Origin of the sequence: Occultella aeris (genome assembly GCF_902703175.1) — a bacterium.
Classification (GTDB): domain Bacteria; phylum Actinomycetota; class Actinomycetes; order Actinomycetales; family Beutenbergiaceae; genus Occultella; species Occultella aeris.
The window spans coordinates 154,520-172,998 of record NZ_CACRYJ010000053.1; the positions used below are offsets into that span (position 1 = coordinate 154,520).

General features: G+C 70.1%; 19 protein-coding genes. 8 read left to right on the forward strand and 11 right to left on the reverse strand.

The window, feature by feature from the left end; all coding sequences use genetic code 11:
• Nucleotides 1-43: 43 nt before the first annotated feature.
• The 4 genes from HALOF300_RS18215 to HALOF300_RS18230 are packed head-to-tail and all read left to right on the forward strand — an operon-like array spanning nt 44 to nt 5,530.
• On the forward strand, nt 44-2,623 hold the full coding sequence (locus tag HALOF300_RS18215) for a DEAD/DEAH box helicase (protein ID WP_197522656.1): 2,580 nt from the start codon (nt 44-46) through the stop codon (nt 2,621-2,623).
• A gap of 40 nt (nt 2,624-2,663) precedes the next feature.
• Nucleotides 2,664-3,758 (forward strand): DUF2510 domain-containing protein, encoded by a 1,095-nt coding sequence (locus HALOF300_RS18220; protein ID WP_197522657.1) that lies wholly within the window; start codon nt 2,664-2,666, stop codon nt 3,756-3,758.
• Nucleotide 3,759: 1 nt separating this feature from the next.
• Nucleotides 3,760-4,269 (forward strand): Cys-tRNA(Pro) deacylase, encoded by a 510-nt coding sequence (ybaK, locus tag HALOF300_RS18225; RefSeq protein WP_156742326.1) that lies wholly within the window; start codon nt 3,760-3,762, stop codon nt 4,267-4,269.
• Between the two features lie 52 nt (nt 4,270-4,321).
• Nucleotides 4,322-5,530 (forward strand): amidohydrolase, encoded by a 1,209-nt coding sequence (locus HALOF300_RS18230; protein WP_156742327.1) that lies wholly within the window; start codon nt 4,322-4,324, stop codon nt 5,528-5,530.
• Nucleotides 5,531-5,576: 46 nt separating this feature from the next.
• On the opposite strand, the gene HALOF300_RS18235 is transcribed toward HALOF300_RS18230, so the two are convergent.
• Nucleotides 5,577-5,966: a YccF domain-containing protein gene (locus HALOF300_RS18235; protein ID WP_154794939.1), complete on the reverse strand. Its 390-nt coding sequence runs from the start codon at nt 5,964-5,966 to the stop codon at nt 5,577-5,579.
• 114 nt (nt 5,967-6,080) lie between these two features.
• Between HALOF300_RS18235 and HALOF300_RS18240 the strand changes: the two genes are divergently transcribed.
• Together HALOF300_RS18240 and HALOF300_RS18245 are read left to right on the forward strand one after the other, a co-directional pair.
• Nucleotides 6,081-6,701 (forward strand): pentapeptide repeat-containing protein, encoded by a 621-nt coding sequence (locus HALOF300_RS18240; protein ID WP_156742328.1) that lies wholly within the window; start codon nt 6,081-6,083, stop codon nt 6,699-6,701.
• Nucleotides 6,698-7,396, forward strand: a complete 699-nt coding sequence (locus HALOF300_RS18245; RefSeq protein ID WP_156742329.1) for a YggS family pyridoxal phosphate-dependent enzyme — start codon at nt 6,698-6,700, stop codon at nt 7,394-7,396. The genes HALOF300_RS18240 and HALOF300_RS18245 overlap by 4 nt, the downstream gene beginning before the upstream one ends.
• 25 nt (nt 7,397-7,421) lie before the next feature.
• Here the strand turns inward: HALOF300_RS18245 and HALOF300_RS18250 are convergent, their stop codons facing one another.
• Both HALOF300_RS18250 and HALOF300_RS18255 read right to left on the reverse strand, forming a co-directional pair.
• On the reverse strand, nt 7,422-7,811 hold the full coding sequence (locus tag HALOF300_RS18250) for a hypothetical protein (RefSeq protein ID WP_156742330.1): 390 nt from the start codon (nt 7,809-7,811) through the stop codon (nt 7,422-7,424).
• The gene (locus tag HALOF300_RS18255; protein ID WP_156742331.1) at nt 7,783-8,151 is read right to left on the reverse strand and encodes a hypothetical protein; all 369 of its coding nucleotides are present in this window, start codon (nt 8,149-8,151) and stop codon (nt 7,783-7,785) included. The genes HALOF300_RS18250 and HALOF300_RS18255 overlap by 29 nt, the downstream gene beginning before the upstream one ends.
• A gap of 93 nt (nt 8,152-8,244) precedes the next feature.
• Between HALOF300_RS18255 and trxA the strand changes: the two genes are divergently transcribed.
• Entirely contained in the window at nt 8,245-8,655 is a 411-nt protein-coding gene (gene trxA / locus HALOF300_RS18260) for a thioredoxin (RefSeq protein ID WP_156742332.1), read from the forward strand.
• 19 nt (nt 8,656-8,674) lie between these two features.
• Here the strand turns inward: trxA and HALOF300_RS18265 are convergent, their stop codons facing one another.
• The 5 genes from HALOF300_RS18265 to cimA all read right to left on the reverse strand — a co-directional run bounded on the left by HALOF300_RS18265 (nt 8,675) and on the right by cimA (nt 13,652).
• Nucleotides 8,675-9,661, reverse strand: coding sequence for a diacylglycerol/lipid kinase family protein (locus HALOF300_RS18265; RefSeq protein ID WP_197522658.1), 987 nt, complete (start codon nt 9,659-9,661; stop codon nt 8,675-8,677).
• 45 nt (nt 9,662-9,706) lie between these two features.
• On the reverse strand, nt 9,707-9,880 hold the full coding sequence (locus tag HALOF300_RS27085; protein WP_197522659.1) for a hypothetical protein: 174 nt from the start codon (nt 9,878-9,880) through the stop codon (nt 9,707-9,709).
• 102 nt (nt 9,881-9,982) lie between these two features.
• Nucleotides 9,983-11,032, reverse strand: coding sequence for a lipoate--protein ligase family protein (locus HALOF300_RS18270; RefSeq protein ID WP_156742333.1), 1,050 nt, complete (start codon nt 11,030-11,032; stop codon nt 9,983-9,985).
• A gap of 9 nt (nt 11,033-11,041) precedes the next feature.
• Nucleotides 11,042-11,866: a hypothetical protein gene (locus HALOF300_RS18275; protein WP_156742334.1), complete on the reverse strand. Its 825-nt coding sequence runs from the start codon at nt 11,864-11,866 to the stop codon at nt 11,042-11,044.
• 178 nt (nt 11,867-12,044) lie between these two features.
• Nucleotides 12,045-13,652 (reverse strand): citramalate synthase, encoded by a 1,608-nt coding sequence (cimA, locus tag HALOF300_RS18280; protein ID WP_156742335.1) that lies wholly within the window; start codon nt 13,650-13,652, stop codon nt 12,045-12,047.
• A gap of 306 nt (nt 13,653-13,958) precedes the next feature.
• Between cimA and HALOF300_RS18285 the strand changes: the two genes are divergently transcribed.
• Nucleotides 13,959-15,629 (forward strand): bifunctional 3'-5' exonuclease/DNA polymerase, encoded by a 1,671-nt coding sequence (locus HALOF300_RS18285; protein WP_156742336.1) that lies wholly within the window; start codon nt 13,959-13,961, stop codon nt 15,627-15,629.
• A gap of 5 nt (nt 15,630-15,634) precedes the next feature.
• Here HALOF300_RS18285 and HALOF300_RS18290 read toward each other — a convergent pair whose 3' ends face one another.
• The 3 genes from HALOF300_RS18290 to HALOF300_RS18300 all read right to left on the reverse strand — a co-directional run bounded on the left by HALOF300_RS18290 (nt 15,635) and on the right by HALOF300_RS18300 (nt 18,364).
• Nucleotides 15,635-16,681 (reverse strand): DUF6318 family protein, encoded by a 1,047-nt coding sequence (locus HALOF300_RS18290; protein WP_156742337.1) that lies wholly within the window; start codon nt 16,679-16,681, stop codon nt 15,635-15,637.
• A gap of 244 nt (nt 16,682-16,925) precedes the next feature.
• On the reverse strand, nt 16,926-17,573 hold the full coding sequence (locus tag HALOF300_RS18295; protein ID WP_156742338.1) for a hypothetical protein: 648 nt from the start codon (nt 17,571-17,573) through the stop codon (nt 16,926-16,928).
• 161 nt (nt 17,574-17,734) lie between these two features.
• Complete coding sequence (locus HALOF300_RS18300; RefSeq protein ID WP_156742339.1) at nt 17,735-18,364, reverse strand: DUF6318 family protein; 630 nt, start codon at nt 18,362-18,364, stop codon at nt 17,735-17,737.
• Nucleotides 18,365-18,479 lie beyond the last annotated feature (115 nt).

Consider the following 18,479-nt stretch of genomic DNA (forward strand, 5'->3'; position numbering starts at 1 on the left):
GTGGCGGCGCGCACCCGGGTGGATCCGCGAGACACTGGAGGAGATGACACTCTCCCCGCCCGCCGACCCGACCGACGACGACGCCCTGGTCGAGTCCTTCACCGACTGGGCGAGCTCACGTGGCCTCACGCTGTACGAGCACCAGGAGGAGGCGCTGCTGGAGATCGTGACCGGCGCGCACGTGATCCTGTCCACGCCCACCGGATCCGGCAAGTCCCTGGTCGCGGTCGCGGCGCACTACGTGGCGATGTCCCGTGGGCAGCGCAGCTACTACACCGCACCGCTGAAGGCGCTCGTGAGCGAGAAGTTCTTCGACCTCGTGGAGGTGTTCGGTGCGGATGCCGTCGGCATGATGACCGGCGACTCGGCCATCAACACCGACGCCCCGATCATCTGCTGCACCGCCGAGGTGCTCGCGAACCAGGCCCTGCGGGACGGCGCGGACACCGACGCCGCGCAGGTGATCATGGACGAGTTCCACTTCTACGCCGACCCCCAGCGCGGCTGGGCCTGGCAGGTGCCGCTGCTGGAGCTGCCGCGGACCCAGTTCGTGCTGATGAGCGCCACCCTGGGTGACGTGTCCTTCTTCGCCGAGGACCTCGTCCGGCGCACGAAGAGGCCCGTCGCCGTGATCGCGAACACCGAGCGCCCGGTGCCGCTGACCTTCACCTACTCCACCGAACAGCTGCACGAGCTCGTCCTGGAACTGCTCGGCACCCACCGCGCCCCGGTGTACGTGGTGCACTTCACCCAGGCCGCCGCCGTCGAGCAGGCGCAGTCGCTGACGTCCATCCAGGTCGCCAACAAGGAGCGCAAGGCACAGATCGCGGAGGCCATCGGCGACTTCAGTTTCGCCCGCGGGTTCGGGGCCACCCTGTCCCGGCTGCTGCGGCACGGCATCGGCGTGCACCACGCCGGCATGCTGCCGCGCTACCGGCGGCTCGTCGAGCGCCTCGCCCAGGCCGGGCTGCTCGGCGTCATCTGCGGCACCGACACCCTCGGCGTCGGCATCAACGTGCCGATCCGAACGGTGGTGCTCACCGGCCTGACGAAGTACGACGGCGTCCGCTCGCGGCATCTGTCGGCTCGCGAACTGCATCAGATCGCCGGGCGGGCCGGCCGCGCCGGCTATGACACCGTGGGCGAGGTGATCGTGCAGGCGCCCGAGCACGTCATCGAGAACGCGAAGTCGCTCGCGAAGGCCGGCGACGACGAGCGCAAGCGCCGCAAGATCGTGCGCAAGAAGGCCCCCACCGGCGTGGTGAACTGGACGGACAAGACGTTCGAGCGCCTGCGCGACGCCGAGCCGGAGAAGCTCACGTCCCAGTTCCAGGTCTCGCACGCGATGGTGCTGGGGGTGCTGGGTCGTGACGACGACGCGATCGCCACCTTGACCCGCCTCCTCACGGACAATCACGACGAGCCCACCGACCGGAACCTGCACGTGCGCCGCGCGATCGGTATCTACCGGTCCCTGCGCGCCGCCGGTCTGGTGGAGAAGCTGCCCGAGCCGGACGCGTTCGGGCGCCGGATCCGGCTCACCCGGGACGTGCCGGCCGACTTCGCCCTGAACGCCCCGCTGTCGCCGTTCGCCCTTGCGGCCCTGGAACTCCTCGACCCGGAGGACCCGGACTACGCCGTCGACGTGGTCTCGGTGGTCGAGGCCACCCTGGAGAACCCGCGCCCGTTGCTGATCGCCCAGGAGAAGGCCGCTCGCGGCGAGGCGATCGGTGCCATGAAGGCGGACGGCCTGGAGTACGAGGAGCGGATGGCCGCCCTCGAGGAGATCACCTACCCGCGGCCCTTGGCCGAGCTGCTGACCGCGGCGCTGGCCGAGTACCGGACCGCGAACCCTTGGGTGGACGACTACGAGCTCAAGCCCAAGTCCGTGGTGCGGGACATGGTGGAGAACGCGATGACGTTCTCCGAGGTGATCTCCCGGTACGGCCTTGCCCGCAGCGAGGGCGTGGTGCTGCGGTACCTGACCGACGCGTACAAGGCGCTGCGCCAGATGGTGCCGGCGGCCGCTCGGACCGAAGAGCTCACCGAGATCATCGAGTGGCTCGGCGACGCCGTGCGGCAGGTGGATTCCTCCCTGCTCGCCGAGTGGGAGGCCCTGCAGAGCGGCCTGCAGAACGCAGCGGTCGCGCTCAGCGAGCAGACGCCGTCGGGCATCGACGGCACCGACGCGGACGAAGCCCGCTTCGGCGGCGACGACGCCGACCGGCCGATCACCGCGAACGAGCGGTCGTTCCGCATCCTGGTGCGCAACGCGATGTTCCGCCGCGTGGAGCTGGCCGCCCGGGAGGACTACCACCGGCTCGCGCAGCTCGACGCCGCCCTGCCCGAGGACCAGCGCTGGAGCGCCGACGACTGGGCCGACGCGATGGAGGAGTACTGGGCCGAGTACGGCGAGCTCGGCATCGGTGCGGCGGCCAGGTCGGCGTCGATGACCAGCATCTCCCCCGGGGCGGAGCACTGGGAGGTCACCCAGGTCCTCGACGACCCCGAGGGCGACCGGGACTGGCGGTTCCGGGCGAGCGTGGACCTGGCCGCGAGCGCCGAGCTGGGCCGTGCGGTGCTGCGGATGGTCGACGTCGGGATGGTCAGTTCTGCCCCATGAGGCGGCGGGTCCGGTCAGGAGCCTCGCCTACCATGGCGGGGTGAGCGACAAGGTAGCGGGCTTCTACCCGGACCCGGACGGCCAGAACCGTCAGCGGTACTGGGACGGGGACGCCTGGACGGAGTACTACACGCCGCTCGCGCCCAAGGTTCCCGAGGTGCACGGCTCCGCCACCGCGGCCGCCGACTATCCCTACCTGGCCCAGGCCAACCACCCGGACGTCATGGTCGCCCCCGGCACCACACCGAGCTCCTGGCCGACGTCCTCCACCTGGGGGCCGGCTGCGCAGCCCCAGGGCGGCGCGGACGAGACGAAGGTGTTCACCTCCGGGGTGCGCGGCACGCCCGGTGGGATGGCCGCCGTGGTCGCCGTATCCCTGCTCGTGATCATGCTGGTGGTCGGCGTCGGGTGGTGGCTCGTGAACGGGCGCAACCCCTCCGACCCGGACCCCACCGCCGGACCGACGACCTCGGGACCGCAGAGCGGTGGCCAGACGAACACCGGCAGCGTGGTCGTCGACGGGAACACCTCCGGCGAGGTCCCGGGCGGCGGCACCTGGGTGGGCACCCTGACGATCACGCAGAACACCACCTACCTGCTGGACGCTCGCGCCAACGACGGCACCCTCGACCTCGAGCTGGACGTGCGTGACGCGGGCGGCGCGTCCCTCGGCGGCAACGACGACCGCGGCCGTGACCTGTCCGAGCTCGGCGGGGTCTCCCTCGACCCGCTCGCGTTCGTGACGCTGACTGCCGGCGAGTACGAGGTGGTGGTGTCCGAGCACAACGGTGCCGACGCCGGCTTCCAGCTCACCACCACCCAGATCTCCGACCGGCTCGAGCTGGGCGTGACGACATCCGCGGACGTCCCGTCCGGAGGCGCGTACTACGCCGTGGTGGACCTGCCCGAGGCCGGCACCTACACCGTCGACGTCGCCGACACCGAGGGCGAGGACCCGAGCCTGTACACGTTCGACGCCGACGGCCGGTTCCTCGTCAACGACGACCGGGACTACGACGCCAGCGACTACGACCCGCTGCTCGAGGAGTCCTTCGCCGCCGGGCCGCTCGTGGTCATCGTGACCGAGTACTTCGGCAACGCGACATCGGTCGACATCACCGTCACCGGACCCTGACGTGGCCAGGAAGAAGGTGGCGGCCGGTCCCCGGACACCCGCCACCACCGCGCTGACCCGTGCCGGGCTGACCTTCACCACGCATCCGTACACACATGACCCGGGCAGCGACGTCGGCTACGGGCTGGAGGCTGCGGCGGCGCTCGGGGTGCCGCCCGAGGTCGTCTTCAAGACCCTCGTGGTGCACGTGGACGGATTGCACGGCTCCGGCCTCGCGGTCGGGGTGGTGCCGGTCAGCACCTCCCTCGACCTGAAGGCGATCGCCGCGGCCCTTGGGCACAAGAAGGCGACGATGGCCGACGGCGCAGCGGCCGAGCGTAGTTCCGGTTACGTCATGGGTGGGATCGCGCCGATCGGGCAGCGCACGGCGCTGCCCACCGTGGTGGACTCCTCCGCGCAGACACTGGCGACGATGTACGTCTCCGGCGGTCGGCGAGGCTTCGACATCGGGCTCGCCCCCGCGGATCTGGTCGTGGTCACCGGGGGTACGTTCGCGCCGATCGCGCGCTGAGGCACGTCAGCGAATCGCGCCCGGTCCGCCCCAGGTGATACGACTTGTGGTCATGCAGACATCCTTCGTCACCAGCAGCACCGTTGCCATCACCGGTGGATACGTCGTCCCGATCGACGGCGACCCGATCGAGTCCGGCACCGTCCTGATCGTCGACGGCGTGATCCGCGCCGTGGGCGCGGACGTGGACATCCCCGAGGGCGCCGAGATCGTGGACGCGGCCGGCAGCTGGGTGCTGCCCGGCTTCGTGGAGCCGCACGCGCACCTGGGCGTGCACGAGGAGGCCGAGGGACCGGCCGGTGACGACACGAACGAGATGACGAACCCGAACGGTGCGGCGCTGCGGGCGATCGACGCCATCAACATCGATGACCTCGGGTTCCGGGACGCGCTCGTGGGCGGGGTGACCGCCGCGGTCATCAAGCCGGGCTCGGGAAACCCGATCGGCGGGCAGTCCGTGGCCATCAAGACCTGGGGTGCGCGGACCGTGGACGAGCAGGCGTTCCGCACCGCGGTGTCCGTGAAGTCCGCGCTCGGGGAGAACCCGAAGCGGGTCTACGGCGAGCGCAAGCAGACCCCGGCCACCCGGCTCGGGGTCGCGAAGGTGATCCGCGAGGCGTTCGTGGCCGCACAGAACTACGCGGCCGAGCGTGCCCGCGCCGCAACCGACGGCAAGCCGTTCGCACGGGACCTCGGCCTGGAGACCCTCGTCGCCGTTCTCGACGGCGAGCTCATCTGGGACCAACACACCCACCGCCACGACGACATCGCCACGGCGATCCGGCTCGCCGAGGAGTTCGGCTACCGGCTGGTCGTCAACCATGGCACCGACGGCGCCCGGATCGCCGGCGTGCTGGCCGAGAAGGACATCCCGGTCATCTTCGGCCCGATGCTCACGTCCCGGTCGAAGGTCGAGCTGCGCACCCGGGACATAGCGAACCTGGCCCGCCTCGCCGAGGCCGGCGTGCGAATCGCGATCACCACCGACCACCCCGTGGTCCCGATCAACTTCCTGGTCCACCAGGCCTCCCTGGCGGTGAAGGAGGGCCTCGACCGGGACCTCGCGCTGCAGGCGCTGACTACCAACCCCGCCCAGTTCCTCGGGCTCGACGACCGGGTCGGGGCACTGCGGGAAGGGCTGGACGGCGACGTGGTGATCTGGTCCGGGGATCCGCTCGACGTCTTCTCGCGCGCGCAGCGGGTGTTCATCAACGGGCGCGAGGAGTACTCGCTCGAACTCGGGGTCCGCGAGCGGGACTGAGTCCGCTCCGTCCTGAACCCGACGCGCGGGGCAGGCCGCGCCCGGGTCAGGACGCGAACGGCTCGTGCGTGGTGACGATCTCCCGGCCGAGCGGGGTCATCGAGATCGGGATGAGCTTCAGGTTGGCCCACCCCATCGGGATCCCGATGATCGAGATGAACAGCGGGATCGAGGTGATGATGTGCCCGATCGCGAGCCACCACCCGGCCACGATGAACCAGATGACGTTCCCGATCCCGGAGATCACTCCCGCCGTCGGGCGCTTGACGACCTCCCGGCCGAACGGCCACAGCACGTAGTTCGCGATCCGGAAGGACGCGATCCCGAACGGGATCGTGATGATCAGGATGCAGCAGATCACGCCGGCCACGGCATAGCCGACGGCCAGCCAGAACCCGGCGAAGACAAGCCAGATGATGTTCAGAATCGTGCGCACCTGGCCATTGTCTCATTCCCCGACCGGGCGGTATGGGAACAACCGGGGCAGGGTGAGACCGACCCGCTTGCCGGGCGCGGGCCTGGGTAGGCTCCGCACGTGGACGATGCTGCGATGACCCCCGAGGAACTGTGCGGCGCGACGCTGTCCCACACCGACCTGGACGGCGCCGTGTGGATCGGCGCCGAGATCGACGAACTGGACCTCGACTCGGTCACCCTTCGTCGCGCCCGGGCCGGTGGCGGCACGTGGGAACGGTGCCAGTTCACCGGCGTGGACCTCGACGGCGCCGACCTCGCCGGGCTCACCACCCGGGACTGCGGGCTGGTGCGGACCTCCATGAACGACGCCCGGCTGACCGGATCGTCGTGGCTGCGCTCGCGCTGGCGCGAGGTCACCGCCGAGGGTGTCCAGGCGGACCTGCTCTCCGCGCACTCGGCCACCTGGACCGACGTGACGCTGACCGGAGCACGACTGCGCCAGGCGGACTTCTCGGACGCGACCATGCTGCGGGTCCGGTTCGTCGAGTGCGACCTGACCGAGGCCCGCTTCGCCGGGCTGCGTGCCGATCGGGTCTCCTTCACCGGGTGCGACCTCGCGGGTGCCACCGGCGTCGACTCGCTGCGCGGCTCGACCCTGGCGTGGTCGGATGCGACCTCGGTGCTGCCGTCCCTGGCCGAGCACCTGGGCATCCGGTTGACGGAGGACCCCGACGGCTCGAGCCCGCGCCGATGAGCGACGACGCCGCCAGTCTCGCCCGGGTGCGGGAGCGGATCGACGCAGCGGCCCTCGCCAGCGGTCGCGCCGCCGTCGACGTGCAGTTGCTGCTGGCCGTCAAGACGATCGACGCGGCCCGGATCCGGGCGCTGCTGGAGGCGAGCGGCACCACCCTGATCGGGCAGAACCGCGCGCAGGAGCTCGCCACGACCGAGCCCGACCTGGTCCGGGTGGCGCACTCCTCGCACTTCATCGGGCACCTGCAGTCGAACAAGGTGAACGCGGTGCTGCGCTGGGTGGACTGCGTGCAGAGCGTGGACTCGACCAGGCTCGCCGAGCGCCTGGACCGGGCCGCTGCCGCGCGCGGCCGGAACCTGGACGTGTTCGTGCAGGTGAACACCTCGGGTGAGGCCACGAAGGACGGGGTGCGCCCGGACGACGCGAGGGACCTGGCCGCCGTGGTCGGCGGCCTTGAGCACCTGCGGCTGCGCGGCTTCATGACGATCGGGGCCAACTCCCCCGAGACGGCGCGGGTCCGCGCGTCCTACGACGCCCTCGCACGGGTGCGTGACGATGTCGTCTCCTCGGGGCAGCCCGGCACCGCCGACGCGCGGGAACTGTCGATGGGCATGAGCGGCGACCTCGAGGTCGCGATCGCCGCGGGGGCGACCATGGTGCGCGTCGGTGCCGGGGTGTTCGGCGCCCGGGGCTGAGCAGGGGGCTGAGCAGTGAGCGCGCCTACGCGCGTTCGGGCTCGCGACTCGGTTCGCCGGCCTCACGCTTGCGGAGTTCGTAGCCGTGCTCTCGTGCCCACGCGCGGATCCGGGTCACGTCCTCGGACTCGTTGACGCGACTCGTTCCGAATGCTTCGTGCTCAGAATCACCGTCGATGGGCTGAGCAGGACGACGCGGCCTCGTCGTCGCGCTGTCGAGTGGCACACGAGCAAGGTCAAGGATCCACTGGGGCGTCGTCTGCCCGAGGTTCTTGTCGGCCTCGACCTTGAGCTGCGCTGCTGCAACCTCAAGGCGGGTGACTGCGACCCGGCCGTCGCGGGCGTAGCGGATCCGGTCGGCCAGCTTCATGTCGAGGTCTTCCACGCTACTCATCGCGATCGCCTCCTGCTTCAAAAATATCGTACGCCAAGGTGGTTGAGGGCAGCCCGGATGGCTCGGCCGGAAAGCCGGTGATCGCCCCCCAGAGCACTCCGGCGAGACGCCCTTCTTCGTCGCCGGCGAGTTCGGATGTCTGCAACTCCCGGAGAATGTTGACGCCCAACAGGGCCACGCTCCCTCTCGGGTCCTGGGCACGTTCGGTCGCCCAACGCGCACGATGCCACCAATGGCCGCGCGCGTCAGCCTCCTTGCGCTGTTTGAAACTGGACCACGCCGTCCACACGCCGACGACGGCGAACAGCAACGCGGCGCCAGGGAGCACGACAGTTCCGACCACATCCACCCAGGTCACCATGACCGACCACCCTTCCCGGGCTGACCGTACCGTCGGGGGAATACCCAGGCTCCGCCGTCGTTGAAACTTGTGGACAGCCGATCAAGGAGAGCAATGCCCACCATCAACGTCACCACCGACGAGTTCGAGAAGACCATCAGCGACAACGACATCGTGCTGGTCGATTTCTGGGCGTCCTGGTGCGGCCCGTGCCGCCAGTTCGCGCCGGTCTACGAGAAGTCCTCCGAGAAGCACGGCGACGTCACATTCGCCAAGGTGGACACCGAGGCCGAGCAGGCACTCGCCGCGCAGGCCGGGATCCAGGCGATTCCCACGCTGATGGCGTTCCGCGACGGGATCCTCGTCTTCAACCAGGCCGGTGCCCTGCCGGGTCCGTCCCTCGAGCAGCTCATCGAGGGCGTCAAGGGCCTGGACATGGACGCGGTCCGGGCCGAGGTCGCCAAGCAGCAGGCCGGCGAGACCGAGGTCGGATCCGCGGACCCCACCGCCGTACCGAGCAACTGACGTCCCCGTCCCGGGCGCCTCAGGCGCTCGGGACCTGGATGCCGATGGCGCGCGGGCGAAGGGTCACCGTGACGGCGACCACCCGGCCGAATCCGTCGCCGTCGATTTGGATGCTCTGCGGCGGGTCGAACCGCGCCGTGAGCGTGCGGGCCCGGACGTAGGGCAGGACGCGCAGGTCCGGGGTTGCGCGCAGCACGGCCCGGCCGTTCCTCGAGCGATGCAGGATGCCTCCGACACCGAGGCGGGTGGCCACGCGCAGCCACTGCCAGAACCCGGTGGGACGGAACAGCACCACGTCGAGAAGCCCGTCGTCGGCCCTGGCGTCGGGCAGCAGGACCATGCCGCCGGTGAGGGTGCCACAGTTGCCGACGATCACGGTGTGCGCCCGGATCGACTGTTCTCGCCGGCCGTCCACCCCGTAGTGCATCAGGAAGCGCTGGTTGCCCAGGACCGACCTGCTGATCGGGTCCACGTATGCGAGCCAACCGATCCTCCGCTTCAGCGCGCTGCTGGTGTCGGTCGCCATGCGTGCGTCCAGCCCGACCCCGGTCATCACGAGGAACGCGTGCGAGGTCGTGGACCCGTCATCGTGCTCGAGTGAGACCAGGCCGACGTCGATGGCGCGGGTCGCTCCGGTGAACGCGGTGCGCACGGCGGTCTCGATGTCACGCATCAGGCCCAGGTTGCGCGCGAGCAGGTTGCCCGTGCCCGCGGGTACCACGGCGATCGGGGTACCGCTCGAGTGCAGCCCTTCGGTGACGGCCCGGATCGTGCCGTCACCGCCCGCGACGATCACGACCGTTGGGTCATGTTTGAGCGCCCTGACCGCCGCCCGTTGCCCGGCATCGTCGATGGTCGTCTCGAGCCAGACCGTCGGCAGCCACCCGTGCTGCTCCTGCGCTTGCGCCACCGCGGTCCGCAGCCGTGGCAGATCGACGTTCGTCGGGTTGACGATCACGACGGCCCTGTGCCCGACTGCCGGCGAGCCCTCGTGCTCAGTCGCCACGGACGCCTGCGCGGGTCGAGCCTGCGGCCGGCTCACGGCCCTTGCTCAGCGGGGAGGCCGAGTCGCCGCACCGGACCGACGACGAATGATGCCCACCAACAGCGTGCCTAGGAACAGGATGATCCCGATGATGGCCAGCCAGAGGAGGCCTTCGAAGAAGAAGCCCACGACGGACAGGATCGCCCACGCAACGAGCAGGATCACGATCAGCGTCCACATGCGCCCAGGCTACGCCCGCGCCCGTCCGCACAACAGTTGACGGCATCCCGCGTCCAGGCACCCGGCACCGCGTGAGGCACACCGCGGATCCGTACCGGTCCGTCAGGGCACGCGTTCGAGCCACTGAGCGGTCGCGAACTTCTCCGTCACCAGCTGCTCGGCTCGGGCGAGCTCCTCGGGCTTGAGCAGGCCGTCGACCGTGTCGTACCGGGCGCGGAAGTGGTTCTTCATCGACTCGATGATCGCGGCCCGGCTCATCCCGGTCTGCCGGCGCATCGGGTCGACCCGCTTGTTGGCGGACTTGGTGCCCTTGTCGGAGAGCTTCTCCCGTCCGATCCGCAGCACCTGGAGCATCTTGTCCGCGTCGATGTCGTAGGACAACGTGGCGTGGTGCAGGACGGTGCCGTTCGCGAGCCGCTTCTGGGCCGCGCCGCCGATCTTGCCGGTCGGTGAGGCGATGTCGTTCAGCGGGACGTAGTGGGCGTCCACGCCCATCTCGGTCAGGGCGCCGAGGACCCAGTCGTCCAGGAATGCGTAGGACTGCTCGAAGCTGAGCCCGTCCACGAGGCTGCCGGGCACGTACAACGAGTACGAGATCGCGTTGCCGGGCTCCATGAACATGGCGCCGCCGCCGGAGATCCGGCGCACCACCTGGACGCCGAGCTCGTCGGCCGCCTCCATGTCCACCTCGTTGCGCAGGGACTGGAACGAGCCGATCACCACACAGGACGAGTCCCACTCCCACAGGCGCAGGGTGGGACCGCGCCGACTGGCGGCCACCTCCTCCAGGAGCACCTGGTCCAGGGCAAGGTTCATGATCGGCGGGAGCGCCCGCGGGTGCACGACCTCGAAGGTGTGGTCGCTCCACCCGGACGCGCGCCCGAGAGCCCGCCGGACGGCGATCGCCACTGACTGCGGCGTGAACCCGATCATGTGCGCGTCCGCAGCCGCTGCCTCGACCAGCTCGGTCATCTGCGTGACGGTCGTGTCCTGGGTCAGGCCCGTCAGTGCGGCGTCGATGGCCTCGAGAGCCTCGTCGGGTTCGAGGAAGAAGTCCCCGCTGATCTCGACCCTGCTCAGCCTGCCCTCGGCGACCTCGACCTCGGCCGCCACCAGCTTGCCCTGCGGAACCTTGTACTCACCTCTGGTCACGTACTCACCCTAGGCGCCGCCCGGCTCCACGGCCTCCTCCTGCGGCTCGCCACAACTGACCGACTGAGCGCTCGTGACCGCCGGATCGTCCGCCGTCGCCCCCTCGGCGACGACCTCGGACTCGCCGTTGGACGCGGACGTGCCCATCGCCTCGAGCAGGATCTCGGTGCGGGTCACCTCGAACGTCGCTCCGTCATCGTCGCTGACGGCGTTCAGGCCCACCAGGGCGAGCCCGTCGCCGAGGTCCACGCAGCCCACTCCGGTGCCGAACCCGGTGAAGCCGAGGTCGAAGGTGTACTGCTCGCCCTCGTCGTTCTGGGTGGGGACGAGGGCGCAGTCCTGGACGGCGTACAGCGACACCGAGCGCCCCGTGTTCAACAGCACGATCGCCGAACCGTCGCCCAGCCGCCCGGCGATCGCGGTCGCCGCCTGCGGTGCTCCGGCCTCGAAGGTCGTCGCGAACACCCCGCCTGCAGCGGTGGTGACGCCAAGCGTGCGGCCCTCGGCGTCGGAGAGCCAGAGTTCGTCGTCCTGCCCGTCGCCGTCAAGATCCACGGTGGGTACGGGGGTCGCGTCCGGCGGTACCTCGCTCGCGTCGGCCCCGACGGCGGGACACCCTTCCCCGGTGGCGTCACCACCGTCGGTGGTGCCGTCGCCGGCCGACGTCCCGTCGCCCGACGGCGCCGGCTCCGTCGTGCTCCCGGCCGAGCCGTCGCTGCTCGGCGGCGAGGTGGCGCCGTCGTCTCCGGACGAGCCGCAGCCCGCGATCAGCAGGGTGAGGCCGGCGGCCAGAGCCGTGGCACGAGACAGGATCGCGGTCCTGGTGCTTCGCATGTGTCCTCCCGCAGGGGCCACTGCCACCGGCCGCCGCCCCCGATCAGCGATTGTTCGGTCCCTACCGGTCTAGCACCGGGGCACCGGGCGTGCACCTGGGGAAACGACTACGGACGTGACGATTCCGTGCAGGTCGCACGCCCCGCCGTCGGGCCTGCAGCGACGGCGCCCGGTGCGCTCAGAGCGGGACCACCTCGTGGCGGACCAGCCCGTAGACGAGGGAGTCGACCAACGCCTCCCAGGACGCCTCGAGGATGTTCGGGCCGACCCCGACCGTGCTCCAGGAGTCCTGGCCGTCGGTCATCTCCAGCAACACCCTGGTGACGGCGTCGGTGCCGTGGGAGGAGTCCAGCAGCCGCACCTTGTAGTCGATCAGCTCGAAGTCCTCGATCGCCGGGTAGGCCGTCACCAGGGACTGCCGCAGGGCCGCGTCCAGGGCGTTCACGGGGCCGTTGCCCTCACCGGTGGACACCACCCGGACGTCCCCGGTGTGCAGTTTCACAGTGGCCTCGGCGTTGACCTCGCCGGTCTGCTGGGTGTGCTCGACGATCGCGCGCCAGGACTCGGTGCGGAAGTACGCGGGCCGGGTCCCCGCGATCTCCTCGCGCAGCAGGAGCTCGAACGAGGCGTCCGCGGCGTCGAACGTGTACCCGTTCGCCTCTGCGTCCTTGACCCGCTCGGTGACCCGGCCGAGCAGGTCGCTCTGGCCACTGAGGTCGAACCCGAGCTCGCGGCCCTTCAGCTCGATGCTGGCCCGGCCGGCCATGTCCGAGACGAGCATGCGCATGTCGTTGCCGACCTTGCGCGGGTCGATGTGCTGGTACAGGTCCGGGTCCACACGGATGGCGCTCGCGTGCAGACCTGCCTTGTGCGCGAACGCGCTCGCCCCGATGTAGGGCTGCCGGGCGAACGGGGCGATGTTGGTGATCTCGCTGACCGCGTGCGCGATCCGGGTGACCTCGGCCAGGCCGGCGCCGCCGAGGACCGGGATCTCCAGCTTCAGCTCGAGGTTCGCGACGACGGCGAGCAGGTCGGCGTTCCCGGTGCGTTCGCCGTAGCCGTTCACGGTGCCCTGCACGTGGTGGGCACCGGCGATGACGGCGGCCATCGAGTTCGCGACGGCGCAGCCGGAGTCGTTGTGGGCGTGGATGCCGAGGCGGCCGTCGGTGCGCTCGCGCACCGAGGAGACGATGTCGAACACCCAGTCCGGCAGCATGCCACCGTTCGTGTCGCAGAGGGCGACGACGTCCGCGCCGGCCTCGAACGCCGTCGTCACCGCGCGTAGTGCGTAGTCGGGATCGAACCGGTACCCGTCGAAGAAGTGCTCGGCGTCGACGATCACGCGGCGGCCGGCGTCGGTCAGGTAGGCGACGGTGTCGGCGATCATGGCGAGGTTCTCGTCGCCGTCGGTGCGCAGGGCGCGCTCGACGTGCCGGATGTCGCTCTTCGCGACGAGCGTGATCGTCGGTGCGGCGGAGTCGAGCAACGCGCGCACCTGGGTGTCGGTGTGTGCCCGGCCGCCGGCCTTGCGGGTCGAGCCGAACGCCGCGAGCTCTGCGTTGGCCAACGTCAGGTCCTTCTCCGCGCGGGCGAAGAACTCCGTGTCCTTCGGGATCGCACCGGGCCAGCCACCCTCGATGAACGTCACCCCGAGCTCGTCCAGGAGTGGGGCGATGGCTAGCTTGTCCGCGACGGAGAGGTTCATCCCCTCCTGCTGGGCGCCATCGCGCAGGGTGGTGTCATAGACGTGCACATCGGCGACGTCGGGCTTCGATGCGGTACTCATGTCGTCAGCTTCCGGGTGGTACGGGTCCTGCTGTTCTCCTCATCCTCCTCGCCCGGAACGGGGTGGTGCCCGCGCGGATCGGATGTCTGTGCTGCCATCGGCGTCACCGGGATGGTTGGCCCCGGCAACAAAAAGACCCCCCGGGGTGCGGGAGGTCTGCGCGTTCGCCGAGGCGACGAACGCGCTAGTCGATAATCAGGACGCTGGTGGGCATCATTCGCTCATGATGTCACATCCGCGGGGCGAGAGCGCACCCGGGCCCCCGCGTCGGACGAGGATGTCCGGGTGAGGTCCTAACCTCAGGGGGTGGAGATCCTGGTCGCGTCCGAGGCGGGGACGCTGCACGCGCTCGCCCTGGACGACGATCTCGCGCCGACCCGCACGCAGCGACTGGACCGGTCGGAGTTCGCCGCCTTCGCCGCGTCGGTCGAGCCCGAGCAGCCCCGGTGGGTCTGGGCGGACACGGCGGCCCTGTATCCCGAGCTGCTCCGCGACGACGTCCGGGTGCAACGGTGCCTGGACCTTCGCCTGTGCCACGTGATCCTGCGCCATGCGGCACCGGGTTCGTTCGAGGGCGACGACCTCTGGGACTCGCCGGTACTGGCCGAGGCGGACCCGACGCCGTCGCTGCTCGACGACCTCGAGGACATGGCCCGGCTCGGCGACGTCGGCCCCGAGGAACTGCTCGCCGAACGGATCCGCCAGCGGGACGCCCTCGGGGCCGTGGCCGACCCGGGCCGGGTGCGCTTCCTCCTGGCCGCCGAGTCCGCCGGCGCCCTGATCGCCGCTGAGATCGCGCACGACGGGCTGCCCTGGGATCTTGAGGCCCACGATCGGATCCTGACCGACGTGCTCGGGCCACGACCCCGGCCCGGGATGCGGCCGAAGCGGCTCGAGGAACTGGCCGGGATCATCCAGGAGCGCCTGTCCGCGCCCCGGTTGAACCCGGATTCGCCGGTGGACCTGCTGCGCACGCTGCGCCGGGCCGGTCTCGACGTGAAGAGCACCAGCAAATGGGAACTGCAGGAACTCGACCATCCCGTGGTGGAGCCGCTCCTGGAGTACAAGCGCCTGGCCCGACTCCTCAGCGCGAACGGCTGGACCTGGATGGACTCCTGGGTGCGCCCGGGCACGCAGGATCGGCGCGGCCGGTTCTTCCCCGACTACGTCCCCGGCGGGGTGGTCACCGGCCGCTGGGCCACGAGCGGTGGCGGTGCCCTGCAGCTCCCGAAGCAGATCCGGGCGGCGGTCCGTGCCGATCCCGGCTGGAAACTCGTCGTCGCAGATGTCGCCCAGATCGAGCCACGGGTGCTCGCGGCGATGTCCCGGGACGAGGCCCTGGCCGCGGCCAGCCGTGGCACGGACCTGTACCAGGGCCTGGTCGACGCCGGGATCGTGGACACCCGCGCCCACGCGAAGGTCGCGATGCTCGGCGCCCTTTACGGGGCCACCACCGGTGAGGCGGGGCACCTGATGCCGCGGCTGCTGCGCGCCTATCCGCGTGCGACAGGTCTCGTCGAGGACGCCGCCCGCACGGGTGAACGGGGCGGGGTGGTCCGCACCTGGCTCGGCCGGACGTCACCGCCACCGTCGGCGACGTGGCGCGAGGTCCAGGGCCTGGCCACGCAGCCGGACGCCGGGGAGTCCGCCGAGCGGCGCGCCCGCCAGCAGGCACGCGACTGGGGCCGGTTCACCCGCAACTTCGTGGTGCAGGGCACCGCGGCCGAGTGGGCCCTGGTCTGGATGGCGGAGATCCGGCGCCGGCTGACGGCGATGACGAACGGCGCGGACCGCCCGCACCTGGTCTACTTCCTGCACGACGAGGTGATCGTCCACTCCCCTGCCGACCTGGTCGACGACGTCGCAACGGCGATCCGAGACGCTTCCGCGGAAGCGGGCCGGCTCCTGTTCACCGGGTTCGGCGTGGAGTTCCCGCTCGACGTGGCGATCGTGGAGCACTACGGCGAGGCCGAGTGAGCCGGTCACGGCAGCTCGACCTCCAGGATCACCCAGGTCCCGTCGAGGAACTGGGTCGTCACGACGATGCCGGCATGGACCGAACTCGGCGCGGACGCCGCGGTGCCGTCGGCGTGGGTGATCGTGCGCCCGCCCTCCACCACGTCGATGGTGACCCGGTAGGTGCCGTCGACCTGCTCCACATCCGCGCCCGCGGTCTCGACGCTGGCGGTACCACCGGCGAGCGTTGATTCCTGTGCGAGCAGGTCGTTCACGCTCGCGATCGCGCCGGTGCAGAACGCACAGTCCGGTCCGCTGATCGCCTCGAGCGCGGCCACCTCGCGGGTCAGGTGGGCGTCGGAGTAGGTCAGGAAGAAGTTGGCCGCTGCCGCCACCGCGCCGGCCCGGCCGGCATCGTCCAGGTCGGCCGGTGGCTCGGCCATCGGCGTCGCGAACGGCCCTGACCCGAAACTCACGCCGTCGACCCGCCAGCTCCCGGCATCCCGCACAACCGAGACCCAGAGCTCGGGGTAGCGGCCGTTGGCTTGCTCGACCTGACTCCCGTCACCCGCGATCCGGATGCTCGGCCCCTCCACGACATCCAGCTGCACGATGTAGCGCCCGTCCGCGCCGTCCTGGCCGCTGGTGAGCGCGTGCAGCACCTCGAAGTCGCCGCCGGAGTTCCTGCCACCTTCTGTGTGCAGCGCGGCGGCACCGTCGGCGATCTGCGTGCAGACAGCACAATCGGCGGTCGCCAGTGCCTCCCACTCGTGCAGGTCGCCCGAGGTGAACAGGTACGGAAAGAGGCTGATGAAGTAGGCCGCCGCCGCGACGGCACCCTCCGGTCCAGGGTCGTCCATCGCGGCCGGGCGGACCGGCGGCGCAACGCCCTCGAGGGTGTTCTTCTGCCGCTCGTCGGCCTGGGCGACGATGGTGGCGCCGCCGGCCTCGGGTTCGGTCGACGCCTGGCTTCCGGACGGGGAGCCGTCGCATCCCGGGACCAGGACAAGCGCGGCAAGGGCCACCACGGAGGCGACCGAACGGTGGATCCGAGCACTCGGGTTCGATGGCATGCTCGGACGGTAGTGACGGCGTTGCAGCCGTGTGCGAGGCCTGTGGATAACTCCGCGCCGCCGTGCTCGTCTGGGCAGAGGCCAGCAACCTGCAGGTGAGCTCGGTGCTTCCGCGGAAGCGCGACGTGGCCGGGCGCTTCCGCGGAAGCACCACCGGCGAGCCGCGTCACAGACTCGCGCCGACTCACGGAGGCGGATCCCGCGCTTCAGCGCTTCCGCGGAAGCGCTGAACGCTCGGCCTCGCTCAGGGCACCAGGTTCGTCTCGGCCGTCTCCACTCGCAGCGGGTCCGAGACCGTGACCGTCGTCGCCGTACCGTTCACCGCCAGCCACGGGCCGGTGCCGTTGATCTGAAACTCGCCCGACCAACTCGTGGTGAGAGTGATCTCGACCGTCTCGACCGTCGTGTAGACGTGGGTGAGGGTGTGGTCCGGGTAACCGGCGCCCGCCTCCGTTGTGACCAGAGGGGCGGAGCCGTCGCCGAAGTCCCAGGTGAACTCAACGGGCGTCGCGCGCACCGCGACCGGTAGGCCGAGAACGGTCGTCGAGAACTCCTGGATGGTGCCGTCCGTGAAGACGATCGTGTCCATGTTCACCAGCGTCCACTCACCCTGGGGCTGAAGGTTGATCTCCGAGCCGACCAGGAGCAGGCGCTGGAAATCCGTGACTGTGAGCGTGAGCGCCTCGGTTGCCGGCACGAGTTCGTCCTCGCCGTTGCCGGCCTTGAACTTCATCGCCACGCTGCCGGAATCAGTCAATAGAGGACAGCCGATCGGTATCGCACTGAATTCGCTACCTGCTGGCGGACAGTCCGGATAAAGTGCGAATATCTCTGCCACACTAAGTCGACGACCATTCTGACCCGTCGAGCCGGTTTCGCCAGAGTTCTGCATGCCCTGCTCCGCAAGCACGACAATGCTGCCTGCCTGCGCAGCACCAGTCGCGCTAAGGCACTCAACGCTAAAGGACTGGGAACAGTCAAGCGGTCCAGGCTCTGCGTACACGGCTGCAGCAGGAAACATGAACACTGCGACGACCAATGGAATCAGGCGCTTCAAGACGTCGCCCCCGGAATTACCACATCGAGAACTAGCCAGGAGCTCTCATTGAAGAGTGCTGTAAGGACGACGCCCGAGTACTCTCCAGGCGGCAACTCCTCTTCCCGGCCGTCAGGGTATCGCGCCACGCCCCCGCCCTGGTTCAGATCGAAAGTAACCGTATACGTGTCGTCGATATTGTCGACCTGGACGCTCTCCTCGTCGAGGTCATATTCTCCGCCGGAGAACTCCGCTTCGTCCTCAACCATCAGTGAGACGACCCTCAAAACGCCCAGGCAGAAATCGCACTCGGGGTCGCTGACCTCCTGAAGTTGCGACGTATCCGCAGTGTTCTGCGAGTAAGTGACCAACTCGAAGAAGTACCGTGCCGCTGCGATCGCCCCGTCCGGACCCGACTCGTCCATGGCAGCCGGCCGCTCCGGCGACGGAAACTCCGTCGGTTCCGCCGTCGTCGGCTCCTCGGTCGTCGGCTCCTCCGTCGTCGGCTCTTCGCTCGACTCGGTCACCGACGTCGGCGGCTCGACGGGGTCCCCGCCGTCGCACCCGGCGACCAGCATGACCAGGGCGAGGGCCGCCGTCGGGACGTACCACTGGCGCCGTCTCCCCCGCCACGACCCCCGCGTCATGGACCGACCGTAGTGAATGGACCCCGGATTCGGAAGTCCCTGTGGATAACCCGAGCGCAGCGCTTCCGCGGAAGCGCCCGCAGCCAGCCCACCGGTGCGGCGTATCGTCGGACGA